Origin of the sequence: Mycobacterium neglectum (assembly GCF_002591975.1) — a bacterium.
Classification (GTDB): domain Bacteria; phylum Actinomycetota; class Actinomycetes; order Mycobacteriales; family Mycobacteriaceae; genus Mycobacterium; species Mycobacterium neglectum.
In genome coordinates, this window is the sequence record NZ_NVQE01000013.1 from 94,569 (window position 1) to 107,387 (window position 12,819).

11 protein-coding genes are annotated in these 12,819 nt (G+C 65.9%); 3 read left to right on the top strand and 8 right to left on the bottom strand.

Going from position 1 to position 12,819, the window contains the following annotated elements; all coding sequences use genetic code 11:
* Positions 1-4: 4 nt before the first annotated feature.
* From CSQ99_RS12915 to hrcA, 4 genes are all read right to left on the bottom strand, one after another.
* The gene (locus CSQ99_RS12915) at positions 5-1,069 is read right to left on the bottom strand and encodes a PhoH family protein (protein ID WP_099039423.1); all 1,065 of its coding nucleotides are present in this window, start codon (positions 1,067-1,069) and stop codon (positions 5-7) included.
* An 88-nt stretch (positions 1,070-1,157) separates the two neighbouring features.
* Positions 1,158-1,904 carry a 16S rRNA (uracil(1498)-N(3))-methyltransferase gene (locus CSQ99_RS12920; RefSeq protein WP_099039470.1) on the bottom strand — a complete coding sequence of 249 codons (747 nt, stop codon included), beginning with the start codon at positions 1,902-1,904 and terminating at the stop codon, positions 1,158-1,160.
* A 21-nt stretch (positions 1,905-1,925) separates the two neighbouring features.
* A complete protein-coding gene (dnaJ, locus tag CSQ99_RS12925) occupies positions 1,926-3,068 on the bottom strand; it encodes a molecular chaperone DnaJ (protein WP_099039424.1) in 1,143 nt (380 codons plus the stop codon).
* 49 nt (positions 3,069-3,117) lie between these two features.
* A complete protein-coding gene (hrcA, locus tag CSQ99_RS12930) occupies positions 3,118-4,149 on the bottom strand; it encodes a heat-inducible transcriptional repressor HrcA (protein WP_099039425.1) in 1,032 nt (343 codons plus the stop codon).
* Positions 4,150-4,365: 216 nt separating this feature from the next.
* Here hrcA and CSQ99_RS12935 point away from each other — a divergent pair, with 216 nt between their 5' ends.
* Positions 4,366-4,686, top strand: a complete 321-nt coding sequence (locus CSQ99_RS12935; protein WP_099039471.1) for a type II toxin-antitoxin system VapB family antitoxin — start codon at positions 4,366-4,368, stop codon at positions 4,684-4,686.
* A 10-nt stretch (positions 4,687-4,696) separates the two neighbouring features.
* On the opposite strand, the gene CSQ99_RS12940 is transcribed toward CSQ99_RS12935, so the two are convergent.
* The 4 genes from CSQ99_RS12940 to CSQ99_RS12955 all read right to left on the bottom strand — a co-directional run bounded on the left by CSQ99_RS12940 (position 4,697) and on the right by CSQ99_RS12955 (position 8,275).
* Positions 4,697-5,431, bottom strand: a complete 735-nt coding sequence (locus CSQ99_RS12940; RefSeq protein ID WP_099039426.1) for an SDR family NAD(P)-dependent oxidoreductase — start codon at positions 5,429-5,431, stop codon at positions 4,697-4,699.
* Positions 5,428-6,825 carry a dihydrolipoyl dehydrogenase family protein gene (locus CSQ99_RS12945; RefSeq protein WP_099039472.1) on the bottom strand — a complete coding sequence of 466 codons (1,398 nt, stop codon included), beginning with the start codon at positions 6,823-6,825 and terminating at the stop codon, positions 5,428-5,430. The genes CSQ99_RS12940 and CSQ99_RS12945 overlap by 4 nt, the downstream gene beginning before the upstream one ends.
* Positions 6,826-6,941: 116 nt before the next feature.
* Positions 6,942-7,598, bottom strand: a complete 657-nt coding sequence (locus CSQ99_RS12950; protein WP_099039427.1) for a response regulator — start codon at positions 7,596-7,598, stop codon at positions 6,942-6,944.
* Positions 7,598-8,275, bottom strand: coding sequence for a DUF998 domain-containing protein (locus tag CSQ99_RS12955; protein WP_245908886.1), 678 nt, complete (start codon positions 8,273-8,275; stop codon positions 7,598-7,600). Before CSQ99_RS12955 ends, CSQ99_RS12950 begins: the two co-directional genes overlap by 1 nt.
* 137 nt (positions 8,276-8,412) lie before the next feature.
* Between CSQ99_RS12955 and CSQ99_RS12960 the strand changes: the two genes are divergently transcribed.
* Both CSQ99_RS12960 and CSQ99_RS12965 read left to right on the top strand, forming a co-directional pair.
* Positions 8,413-11,004, top strand: coding sequence for an ABC transporter ATP-binding protein/permease (locus tag CSQ99_RS12960; RefSeq protein WP_099039429.1), 2,592 nt, complete (start codon positions 8,413-8,415; stop codon positions 11,002-11,004).
* Positions 11,001-12,752: an ABC transporter ATP-binding protein gene (locus tag CSQ99_RS12965; protein ID WP_099039430.1), complete on the top strand. Its 1,752-nt coding sequence runs from the start codon at positions 11,001-11,003 to the stop codon at positions 12,750-12,752. The genes CSQ99_RS12960 and CSQ99_RS12965 overlap by 4 nt, the downstream gene beginning before the upstream one ends.
* Positions 12,753-12,819 lie beyond the last annotated feature (67 nt).

Consider the following 12,819-nt stretch of genomic DNA (forward strand, 5'->3'; position numbering starts at 1 on the left):
TCCGTTACCGCCGTGGCCGACTAGCTGTGTTCGATGTCGCCGGCCTTCCGGCTCCAGAAGCACGCCGCTGCGCCCTGTTCATCAGGTCGGGATCCTCTGACTTCGCGTACGCGTCGACGATGTCTGCCACCAGCCGGTGCCGAACGACGTCCGCGCTCGTGAGTTCGGCGAAGTGGATGTCGTCGACGCCATCGAGAATCCGCATCGCAGTACGCAGTCCGGACGACGCGCCACCGGGCAGGTCTACCTGCGTGATATCGCCGGTGACAACGATTTTCGAGCCGAAGCCCAGTCGGGTCAGGAACATCTTCATCTGCTCGCTGGTCGTGTTCTGCGCCTCGTCGAGAATGATGAACGCATCTGACAACGTACGACCCCGCATATACGCCAGCGGCGCAACCTCGATGATGCCCGCGTTCATCAGCTTCGGGATCGACTCGGGATCCATCATGTCGTGCAGCGCGTCATACAGCGGCCGCAGGTACGGATCGATCTTCTCGCTCAACGTGCCGGGCAGGAAACCCAGACGCTCACCGGCTTCCACCGCGGGGCGGGTGAGAATGATCCTGGTGACCTGCTTCGACTGTAATGCGTTGACGGCCTTGGCCATTGCCAGGTAAGTCTTACCGGTACCCGCAGGGCCGATACCGAAGACAACAGTGTGCGCGTCAATGGCGTCGACATAACGCTTCTGGTTCAACGTCTTCGGGCGGATGGTCTTGCCTCGCCGCGACAGGATGTCGAGGGTCAGCACCTCCGCGGGTGATTCGTTGCCGGTTCCGGTGAGCATGGCAACGCTGTGCTTGACGGCCTCGGGGGTGAGCCGCTGGCCGCTGGCAACGATCGCGATGAGTTCGGAGACCACCCGCTCGGCCAACGCCACATCGGCGGGCTCCCCGGACAACGTCAGCGCGTTGCCGCGAACGTGGATATCGGCCGCCAGGATGCGCTCGAGCGCGCGCAGATTCTCGTCGGCGGATCCAAGCAGGCCCACGACTTCGTCGGGCGGAACATCGATGCTGCTGCGAACGGTCGCGTCGGAGTCAGCGTTCGTCTCGCTGGGCGTCACGTGCGGTTTTCTGCCTGCTTTCTGGTCTGGCCTGCTTGTTTGCCTGGGAGTACCCAGTTTACCGCCGGTCGCCGATGCAACCCAATGGTTAACCCGTTGACCACCGTTTGGTGAGCACGCCGAGGGCGCCCAGCGCGACCGCCGCGGCCGTCGACGTGCGCAGCACCGTGGGCCCGAGTCGCACCACCGAAGCTCCGGCTTCCGACAGTGCGACGATCTCGTCGTTGTCGATGCCGCCCTCCGGCCCGATGAGAAGGAGGAGCGAATCGGCAGCCGCGACCGGCACGTCGGAGATCGGTTGTGTCGCGGATTCGTGCAGGACGAGCACCGGGGTCGACTCGATGTCGCGCACCCGTTCCACCAGCTCCTTCGTCGATACCACGCCGCTGACGTCGGGGATGTGTGCCCGCCGGGATTGCCGTGCTGCCGACCGGATGACGGCCCGCCATCGGCGCAGGCCCTTGTCGACGCGGGTCTGGCCTTCCCAGCGCGCCACGCAGCGCGACGACTGCCACGCGACGAACGAATCAGCCCCTGCCTCGGTAGCCAGCTCGATGGCCAGTTCGGAGCGGTCGGACTTGGGCAGTGCCTGCACGACGGTGATCCTCGGCGTTGGTGGCTCGATTGTCCGACGGTCCATCACGCGGGCCGTCAGCACGCCTTTGCCGACGCCCTCGATGACACAGTGAGCAACCGCGCCCGCACCATCGCTGAGGTCGAGTTTCTCGCCGCAGCGGATCCGCCGGACGTTCGCCGCGTGGAAGCCTTCGTCGCCGTCGACCACGGCAAGCTCACCTACCGGGGGCAGCGCGTCGACATAGAAGAGCGGAGCAATGGGGTCCCCTGTCACGGGCTCTCAGCGACCGCTGAACGTTTCGCGTAGCCGGCTGAACAGTCCTCCGCCGGAGGCGTTCGAGTTCACGGTCCGCACCTCGGCGGTGTCGCGGCTGCGCTTGTCCTTCAGTTTGCGCAACAACTCGATGTCCTCGTGGTCCAGCCGCGACGGCACCACCACGTCGATATGGGCGTGCAGGTTTCCCCGTACCCCGGACCGAAGGTGTGGCATCCCGTGCCCGCGCAGCGTCGTGACCTGTCCCGGTTGGGTTCCTGCCGCGATGGTGATCTCGGTCGGGCCGTCGAGGATCGCATCGACGGTCACGGTGGCGCCGAGCGCCGCGTCGACCATCGGCACCGAGATCGTGCAGTGCAGATCATCGCCGTCGCGGACGAAGATGTCGTGGGCCTTCTCGTGCACCTCGACGTACAGGTCCCCCGCGGGCCCGCCGCCCGGGCCGACCTCGCCCTGCGCGGCCAGTCGTACGCGCATGCCGTCACCGACGCCCGCGGGGATCTTGACGCTGATCTCACGGCGCGCGCGCACCCGGCCGTCGCCGCCGCAGCGGTGGCACGGATCGGGGATGACCTCGCCGACCCCGCCGCACACCGGACAGGGTCGCGACGTCATCACCTGGCCGAGCAGCGAGCGCTGCACCGATTGCACCTCGCCGTGCCCGTGGCAGGTGTCGCACGTGACCGGCTTGGAGTTGCCGTGGGTGCCCTTGCCCTGGCACAGGTCGCACAGCACTGCGGTGTCGACGGTGACCTGTTTGGTCACGCCGGTCGCGCACTCCGAAAGGTCCAGCCGCATCCGCAGCAGCGAATCCGAACCCGGCCGTACGCGTCCGATCGGCCCCCGGGACGTGGCTCCGCCGCCGAAGAACGCCTCGAACACGTCGCCGAGTCCACCGAATCCGCCGAACCCGGCTCCGTTTCCAGCGGCGGATTCCAGCGGATCCCCGCCCAGATCGACGACGCGGCGCTTCTCCGGATCGCTGAGCACCTCGTACGCCGCGCTGATGTCCTTGAATCGCGCCTGCGCGTCCTCGTCGGGGTTGACATCGGGGTGCAGTTCGCGAGCCAGTTTGCGATACGCGCGCTTGATCTCGGCGTCACTCGCATCCCGGCTCACGCCGAGCAGCCCGTAATAGTCGCGTGCCACGCTGACTTGCCTGACCTTTCCTGCTGGTTAGAAGCGGTTTGTGCCGGCCCTACCTGGTACCGAGTACTTCGCCGATATAGAGAGCAACCGCGGCGACATTGGCGATAGTTCCCGGATAGTCCATCCGAGTCGGTCCCAGCACACCCATACCGCCGTATACCTTGCCCGAACTTCCGTATGCGGTGGTAATCACCGATGTGCCTGCCATCGCCTCGGCTTCGGTCTCGTGGCCGATCCGGACGGTGATCTTGCCCGCTTCCTGCTGCGCCGCCAGCAGTCGCAGCACCACTACCTGCTCTTCGAGCGCTTCGAGTACCGAACGCAGCGACCCGCCGAAATCCGCGGTGTTGCGGGTGAGGTTGGCCGTGCCGCCCAGCATCAGACGCTCCTCGCTGTGCTCGACCAGCGTCTCCACCAGCATCGTCGCAGACCGTCCTACCGCGTCGGCAAGGCCGCCGGTGCCGTTGAGCTGGGAGGCCAGATCGGCGACCGCGATCGATGCGGCGGCCAGCGGCTTGCCTTCCAGCGCCTGCCCCAGCACGTCGCGCAGCTTGGCGACGTCGTGTTCGTCCAGTGCGTCACCCAGTTCGACGATGCGCTGGTCGACGCGACCGGTGTCGGTGATGACGACCAGCAGCAGCCGCGCCGGCGTCAACGCGACCACCTCGAGATGGCGCACCGAGGACGTCGAGAGCGTCGGATATTGCACGATCGCGACCTGGCGGGTCAGCTGGGCGAGCAACCGCACCGCGCGGCGCAGGACGTCGTCGAGATCGACACCGGACTCCAGGAATCCCAGGATGGCGCTGCGTTCGGCGGACGAGAGCGGCTTGACCTCTTCGAGCCGGTCGACGAACTCGCGGTAGCCCTTCTCGGTGGGGACCCGGCCCGAGCTGGTGTGCGGCTGGGCGATGTAGCCCTCGGCCTCCAGCACCGCCATATCGTTGCGGACGGTCGCGCTGGAGACGCCGAGATTGTGACGTTCGACGATTGATTTCGAGCCGATCGGTTCCTTGGTGGCCACGAAGTCGGCGACGATCGCGCGCAGCACCTCGAATCGACGATCATCGGCGCTGCCCATGCGTTCACCTGCCTCTCGTAGGGGTTGGAATTCATTTTACGGCCATCATCAGCGGCGATGCCGCACCAGCGGCTGTACGCGGTGCGTGCGGCGTTTGCGATAGCCTCCACAAGTGATGCGTTTGCCTCGGGGGACGACGCGGGGATTGACTGCTCGGCGCCAGAAGTCGCCACCGGGGCGGCTCCGGAGCCAGATGTCGCCACCGGGGCGGCTCCGATGATCTTCAAGGGGGTGCTCGACGGTAGGCCCTACCCTGAGCATGGGCTGTCGTATCGGCAGTGGGCACAGATCCCGCCCCGCCAGATCCGGTTGGACGAACTTGTGATGACCACGACGGTGCTGGCGCTTGACCGGTTGCTTTCGGAGGACTCGACGTTCTACGGCGACCTCTTCCCGCACGCGGTGAAGTGGAACGGCGATGTCTATCTGGAAGACGGCCTACACCGCGCCGTGCGCTCGGCTTTGCGCAACCGGATCGTGCTGCACGCGCGGGTGTTCGACATGGATCTGCCTATTTCCGAACAGGTCTCGACCTAACACCTCGGTTTCACGGCGCGATTGCGCGCTGGCCGCCTGTCACCTCCAACACCGCTCCGTTGACGTAGCTGGCATCGGGCGAGCACAGGAATGTCACTGCACCTGCGATCTCGTTGGTGGATGCCACTCGGCCCAAGGCCGTCGTGGTGGCGAGGCCGTCGACAAGGCCAGGTGTCACCGCCGTGCCGGGCGTGTCCGTCGGACCGGCGCGCACCGCATTCACCCGCACGCCGAATCCGCCGAATTCGTCGGCCCAGGCCTTGGTCAACAATTCCACTGCGGCCTTCGTCGCCCCGTATATGCCCGCGTCGCGCGCCGGCACCGCCGCGGCAACGGTGCTCAGGTTGATCACCGCGCCCCTGCCCTGCGCCACCATGGCGGGCGACAGTTCCTGCACGAGAATGTAGGGCGCGCGCAGGTTGATGTTGACATGTTCGTCGAAGGAAGCATCGTCGGTCCCGCTCGTCGGAGCGAAACGATAGATCCCCGCGTTGTTGATCAGTATGTCGACGGGACCAGACTCGTGTGCCAGACGTCGAACGTCGTCGGGCCGCGAAAGATCGGCGTAGACGAACCGAGCTTTGCCGCTTTCGTTTTCGATCTCTCTGACGACCTCAGTTCCTCGCTCGCTGCTGCGCCCGTGTACCACGACCTCGGCGCCGGCCGCCGCAAGTCGCAGTGCGATCGCGCGACCGATGCCCGACGTCGCACCCGTCACCAACGCGGTCGCATCGTGATGGCTCATGACACCGTCACCAGTTCGGACACGTTCGAGAAGAGCGTTCCCAGCCCTTCCGCCATCGTGGGGTGCGCCAGCACCGCATCCCGCAACGCCTGGTACGGCATGCCGGCGATCATCGCCATCTGAACCACGGCCATCACCTCGCCGGCCTCCGCGCCGAACATCGTGAAACCGACGATGCGGTCGTCGGCGGCCACCAGCGCTTTCATGAAACCCCTTGTTTCCCCAGTGGTCTGGCTGCGCAGCACCGCGCTTATCGGCAGTCGCACCACGCGGACCTCGACACCGTCACGGTGGGCCTCGCGCTCGGTGATCCCGACGCGCGCCAACTGTGGATCGGTGAACATGCAGCGCGGAACCAACCGGTCGCCAGAAGAGCGGCTTTCGCCGGCCAAGTTGTCCCGGATGATCCGGTAGTCGTCAAACGACACGTGAGTGAATTGCTCATGACCCGCGCAGCATTCGCCGATCCCCCACACACCAGGCGCGCTCGTTTCCAATTCGTCGTTGACATCGAGGAACCCGCGGTCATCCACGTCGACGCCGGCGACTCCCAGGCCGATGCCTGCGGTGTTCGGCACCCGCCCCACCGCGACCAGTAAGTCGCTGCCCTCGATGCTGCGCTCACCCGACGGCGTAGAGACCTCGACGGTCACTTCGCTGCCGGAGCGGCCGGACACAGCGATCGGATCGGCCGATTCGATGACATCGATGCCCTCGTCGGACAGCAGCCGCCGCAGTTCGTCCACCACGTCGTCGTCCTCCTGCGCGGCGATCTGCGCGCCGTGCTGGATGATCGTCACGCGGCTGCCGAACCTGCGGTAGGCCTGCGCCAGTTCGATGCCGACGTAACCACCGCCCAGAACGATCAAATGGGCTGGGACATAGTCAAGTTCGAGCAGCTCGATATTGGTCATCGGCTGGGCATCGACGAGTCCGGGGGCATCGGGAACCGCTGCGTGCGTCCCGAGGTTCAAAAATACGCGGTCGGCCGTCAACGTGCGAGTGCCACCGTCATTGAGTTGCACTTCCAGGGTTCTCGGTGCCACGAAACGACCGCTTCCCATCACGAGTTCGGCACCGCTGTTCTCATACCGCTTGCGGGTGCCGTCGATCATGTAGTCGACCATTTCGCGTTTGCGCCGCCTGACTCCTGCCATGTCGACGGTGACCACACCCGTGCGGAGACCGAACGTCTCAGCATGACGAGCGAGATCGACGACCTTGGCGCTGGAGATCTCATTCTTGGTCGGCAGACAGTTGATGTTGGGGCAGGAACCGCCGATCCATCGGCGCTCCACAACCGCGGTCCGCTGGCCCGATTGCGCAAGGTGCCAGGCGAGATACATTCCGCCGTTACCGCTACCGAGAATCAGGGCATCGAAGCGTTCTGTCATGGCGAGCACGTCCCCTCTTGCCGATCGTGTCTCCCCAGAATCGAACCCGCACCGATGCGCTGTCTCCACCGCTGGCGGGAATCTGGACTACCGGCTAGCGGTAATCGCCGCTGCGCTCACCGAGCATCGAGGAAGGCGAGCACCGCCAACACCCGGCGGTGGTCCTCACCCGTCTCCGGCAGGCTCAACTTGTTCATGATGCTGCGGATGTGCTTTTCGACGGTGCCCTCGGTGACCCAAATACGATGCGCGATACCGGCATTCGATCGCCCCTCGGCCATCAACGCCAGTACTTCGCTTTCGCGTTCGCTCAATACACTCAGCGGGTCGTCTCGCCTGCGTGCCGATACGAGTTCGGCGACCAGAGCAGGGTCGACCACCGACGCACCCCTGGCGACCCGCTCCAGCGAATCGATGAAATCGGCGACATCGGTGATGCGACTCTTGAGCAGATAACCGATGCGGTCGCCGGCCGCCAGCAGGTCCATCGCATCGTCGACGGCAACGTGTGCGGAAAGCACCATGATTGCGGTGTTCGGAAGTTCCTGCCGGATCAGCCTGGCGGCGTCCAACCCCTCGCTGGTGTTGGTGGGCGGCATCCGGATGTCGGTGACGACGAGGCCCGGTGTCATCGCGCGGACCAGGCTGATCAGCTGCTCGCCGTCACCGGCCTGCCCGACGACTTCGAATCCTGCGCCCTCGAGCAGACTGGCCAACCCCGCCCGAAGCAGGATGTCATCGTCGGCCAGCACCACTCGGGTCGTCTCTGCCATCAATCCGCTCCTTCGGCGCGCGGTGCTGCAATGTCTAGGCGGGGTCGGGCCACCAGGGCCAACAGGACCACGCCGGTGAAAACCTGCCAGATCATGATCGTGTACACACAAGCCCGCTCGACGAGGCCGATATGCGAGAAGTCGATCGCCCATGTGCTGTAGGTCTGCAGCATTACGGCCAACACGAGGCCGGCCACGCCGATCAGCACTCCGATTGGGGCATACCAGCGCACCGACACGGCACGACCAATGACCACCGAACCGGCCACGATGGCCGCATTGCCGCCGCCTATCGCCAGAAACGCACCCATTCCGTGCAACCAGTCGTAGCCGTCATTCCACAACGGCGAAAAACCGTGGACGATGCCGACCAGGAGATTGCCGACGGCGTTGATGGCCACCAGCAGCAGAAAGACCAAGCCTGCCCACAGTCCGCGGATAGCACGTACCGCCACGACCGCCCCGGCCAGGAACAACGCGCCCTGCAGGAAGAACCCCCAGTTCATCAGCGACGCGCGCGGGGACCATTCGGGGACACCCAGCACGCTGATGTACTTGGCCACATAGCTGTAGGACGGGACGGCCGCCGCCGCGATCGCCTCGAACGCGACGAAAATGACGGCTGCCGATATCCACAAGACGGCGACAACGCGCAGCGTGCGCCGAGAAGTGGTCACGGCCACAACGGTAGAGCAGCGCAGGTCTCTCAGCTGGGCGGTTCGAACCGGCAGGCCGGCCAGCATATCCCCGCGCCAGGTTAGGCTAGGCTAACTAACTGCGAGATCGGACAACCGCCGAGCAGAGGACATTGGACATGGGCAGAGGCTTGCAGGGGGCCCTACTGCGGAGCTTCGGGGGGCGCGACCATGAGGCCACGGTCCTGGAGATCTCGCGGTTGGCACCGCATTTTGTGCGGATCACCATGTCATCGCCGACCATCTTCGAAGACGTCGTCGTAGAGCCAACTGCGTTCCTGCGCTTCTGGTTTCCTGACCCCGATGGCAGCGACAGCGAGTTTCAGCGCATCTACACGCTTGTGTGGACGGAGCCGGAGTCAGGCAAATTCGCGGTGGACGTCGTCCTTCACGAACCGTCAGGACCCGCAAGTCACTGGGCGGCAAGGGCCGAACCGGGTATGACCCTTCCCGTCGTTGCGTTGGGCTCCAAGGGGTTTGCGGTTCCCGAAGAAGAACTACCCGCCGGCTATCTACTCATCGGCGACTCGGCATCCATACCCGCCATCAACTCGATCCTTGCCGCGCTCCCGGCCGACGTCGAGGTCGAGGTCTACCTCGAACGCCACTCCCCCGACGACGAGCTCATCCCGCTCAACGACCATCCGCGTCGCCGACTGCACTGGGTGGACAGGGTCGACGAGCTCGCCCTGGCCGCGGCCATCGAGGAGCGGGACTGGTCGAACTGGTCGGCATGGGCAGGCCCGGAGGCCGGCTCGCTCAAGCACCTGCGCAAGCGGCTGCGCGACGTCTTCGGATTCCCGAAGTCCGACGTGCATGCGCAGGCGTACTGGACGCAGGGCCGCGAGATGGGCAGCCGCCGCGACGCCGAGGACACACCCGCCGAGGTCGACAACGGCGCAGCGGTCGAGACGAAGGCGACGCCTGTCCCGGCGGAGGCTCCCAAGGGACGGTGGCGTTCGCAGGCCGCCAAGGATCTGTTGGCTCCGGTGAAGCCGCAGCTGATCGCCACGGGCATTCTCGAAACGCTCATCACGCTCCTCGGGCTCGCGCCTTTCATCGTGCTCGTCGAGCTAGCCAGGCAGCTGCTGGCGGGAGCCGACGAGGCCGCCATGCGCAGCACTTTGATCGTGTTCGTGGTCCTGCTGGGGACGGGCGCCGCGCTCAGCGCCGCACTTCTGGTGTGGCTGCACGTCGTCGACATGCGGTTCAACGCGGCGGTGCGCCGGCGGCTGCTCGACAAGCTCGCCCGGGTACCCCTTGGGTGGTTCACCCAGCGCGGGTCGGGTGCGGTCAAGAAGCTCATCCAAGACGACACCCTGTCGTTGCACTACCTCGTCACCCATGCGGTGTCGGATGCGGTGGGCGCGGTCGTCGCGCCGATCGCGGTGCTGGTGTACCTCTTCGTCGTCGACTGGCGGCTGGCGTTGATCCTGCTACTACCGATCCTGGTGTACATCCTCACGACGTGGACGATGGTGTACCAGAGCGGCCCGAAGATCACCGAGGCGTCCCGGTGGGCCGAGCGAATGAACGGTGAAGCCGCGGCCTATCTGGATGGTCAGCCCGTCATCCGGATCTTCGGGGGCGCGGCGACCTCGTCGTTCCGGCGGCGCCTGGACGAATACATCGACTTCATCAATGTCTGGCAGCGCCCGTTCATCGGCAAGAAGACGTTCATGGACCTGACCACCCGGCCGTCAACGTTCCTGTGGCTCATCGCATTCGCGGGAACCCTGTTCGTCGTATCCGGGGCGATGGACCCGGTGACGTTGCTGCCGTTCCTGATCCTCGGAACGACCTTCGGGACCCGTCTGCTCGGTATGGCATTCGGATTCGCCGGTCTGCGCGAGGGTTTACAGGCCGCCCGTCGCCTCGCGGTCACCCTCGACGAAGACGAACTGGCCACCGGCATGTCGGACACCGCGACGAAGCCACCCGCTTCCGGGACCGTCGCCTTCGAGAACGTCGGATTCGGTTATCGGCCGGGCGTTCCGGTCATCCGCGACGTCACACTGACCCTGCGACGAGGCACGGTCACCGCACTGGTCGGCCCCTCCGGATCCGGAAAGTCCACGCTGGCATCGCTTCTCGCCCGCTTCCATGATGTCGACACCGGTGCGATCCGCATCGACGGGCGCGATGTGCGGACACTGGAGCCCGACGAGTTGTACGCCCAGGTCGGCTTTGTGTTCCAGGATGTCCAACTCGTCGGTGGCACGGTCCGCGACAACATCGCGCTGGCCCGGCCCGATGCCAGCGACGCCGAGGTCGAGGCCGCGGCCGCGGATGCCCAGAACCACGACCGGATCATGCGGCTGCCCAACGGATACCAGACAGCGCTCGGTGCCAGCAGCCAACTATCCGGAGGCGAGCGCCAACGCCTCACCATCGCCCGCGCGTTGCTCGCCGACACACCGATCCTGATCTTGGACGAGGCGACAGCATTTGCCGATCCAGAATCGGAATACCTTGTGCAGCAGGCCTTGGGTCGTCTCATTCACAAGCGGACGGTGCTCGTGATCGCCCACCGGCTGCACACCATCACCGAAGCCGACCAGATCGTCGTGCTCGATCACGGGCGTATCGCACAGATCGGCAGACACACCGAGTTGCTCGACTCCGGCGGCCGCTATCGCCAGCTGTGGGAGAGCCGACTCGGCGAAGCAAGAACGCCGCAGGGGGCGCTCACCGGAGAGGTCACCCGATGATCGGCAACCTGATCCGGCTCGTCCCCGCCGAACACCGCGGCGCACTCACCGGCTACGCGGTGCTCACAGTGATCTCGGTGATCCTGCGCGCCGCCAGCGCGCTGCTTCTGGTGCCGCTCCTCGGCGCCCTGTTCAGCACGACACCTTCGGATGCTCTGCCGTGGCTCGGTGCTCTGACCGCGGCCACTTTCGGCGGCTGGATCGTCGATATGGTCCAGGCGCGCATCGGTTACCGCATCGGCTTCGCACTGGCCAACGACACCCAGCACAGGATGGCCGACCGGCTCACCGACGTTCCGCTCGGTTGGTTCACCACCGACAACACCGCGATGGCGCGGCAGGCCATCGCGGCCAGCGCACCAGACCTCGTCTCCTTCGTCGCGAACCTGCTCACGCCGTTCCTCGGTGCGGTGCTGCTACCCGCGACGATCACGATCGGGCTGTTTTTCGTCTCATGGCAACTCGGGGTGGCGGCAGCCATCACGTTGCCGCTGATGCTCGGCGCCCTCTGGGCCAGTCAGCGGATCGTGCGGGGCGCCGACGCGGCCGACGGTCGCGCGCACAGCGCACTCACCGAACGCATCCTGGAATTCGCGCGTACCCAGCAGGCGCTGCGGGCGAGTCGGCGCGCGACCGCCGCACGCAGCCAGACCGGTGCGGCCGTGGCCACCGCGCAGGGCGCCACCTTGCGGCTGCTGTTGTTCCAGATTCCCGGACAGCTGATGTTCAGCGCGGCCAGCCAACTCGCCCTCATCGTGCTGGCAGGCACGACCACGGCCCTGGCAGTGCGGGGCCAGATCGGCGCACCGGAGGCCGTCGCGTTGTTGATCGTCACGGTGCGGTTCCTGGAGCCTTTCAACGTGCTGGCAGACCTGTCCAGCGCCATGGAGAACTCACGCGGTGTGCTCACCCGCCTTCGCAGCATCATCGATGCCCCGCGGGCGGCATACGCTGCCGACTCTGCGGTCGCGAATGCCGGAAATCGCACGCCGCGAATCGAATTCCGGGAGGTGGGCTTCCGTTACGACGGTGCGGAGGACGCTTCAGACGTGCTCGCCGAGCTCAACTTCGTGCTCGAACCAGGGACGACAACCGCGATCGTCGGACCATCGGGTTCGGGTAAGAGCACGATCCTCGCGCTCATCGCGGGCCTGCACACTCCCGACCGCGGCCAGATCCTGGTCGACGGAACCGATATCGGCGATCTCGATGCGACCACGCGACGAGCCCTGGTGAGCATGGTGTTCCAGCATCCGTATCTGTTCGACGGTCCGATCGGCGACAACGTCCGTGCCGGCCATCCGGATGCCGACGACGAGGACGTTCGAAATGCGATGGCGCTGGCCCGAGTCGACGAGATCGTCTCGCGCCTACCCGACGGTGAGTCGACACGGGTGGGAGAGGCGGGCGCCGCGCTGTCCGGCGGCGAGCGTCAGCGGGTAAGCATCGCGCGAGCACTCGTGAAGCCGGCGGGGGTCTTGCTGATCGACGAAGCGACCAGCGCGCTGGATACCGAGAACGAGACGGCCATCACCGACGCGATCAGAGACGATCCACGCGGTCGCACTCGCGTCATCATCGCGCACCGGCCGGGCGCGATCCGCAACGCCGACCAGGTGTTGTTCGTCGACGGCGGAAGAATCGTCGAGCAGGGCACGATCGACGAGCTCACCCAGCGCGGAGGGCGCTTCGCCGAGTTCTGGCGACAGCAGGAGCAGAGCGCCGGTTGGCGGATCGCCTCGGGTTAGCGTGCCCTCGTAGCTAGCGCGAGATTGCGTCGAGGGCTGTGGTTTGGATGCCGACCACAGCCCTGTG

What these genes read in the sequence shown, in the direction of transcription:
- CSQ99_RS12945 (WP_099039472.1), bottom strand. Translation starts at nt 6,825, where the DNA reads ATGACAGAACGCTTCGATGCCCTGATTCTCGGTAGCGGTAACGGCGGA.
- hrcA (WP_099039425.1), bottom strand. Translation starts at nt 4,149, where the DNA reads ATGGGCAGCGCCGATGATCGTCGATTCGAGGTGCTGCGCGCGATCGTC.
- CSQ99_RS12960 (WP_099039429.1), top strand. Translation starts at nt 8,413, where the DNA reads ATGGGCAGAGGCTTGCAGGGGGCCCTACTGCGGAGCTTCGGGGGGCGC.
- CSQ99_RS12935 (WP_099039471.1), top strand. Translation starts at nt 4,366, where the DNA reads ATGATCTTCAAGGGGGTGCTCGACGGTAGGCCCTACCCTGAGCATGGG.
- CSQ99_RS12950 (WP_099039427.1), bottom strand. Translation starts at nt 7,598, where the DNA reads ATGGCAGAGACGACCCGAGTGGTGCTGGCCGACGATGACATCCTGCTT.
- CSQ99_RS12965 (WP_099039430.1), top strand. Translation starts at nt 11,001, where the DNA reads ATGATCGGCAACCTGATCCGGCTCGTCCCCGCCGAACACCGCGGCGCA.
- CSQ99_RS12940 (WP_099039426.1), bottom strand. Translation starts at nt 5,431, where the DNA reads ATGAGCCATCACGATGCGACCGCGTTGGTGACGGGTGCGACGTCGGGC.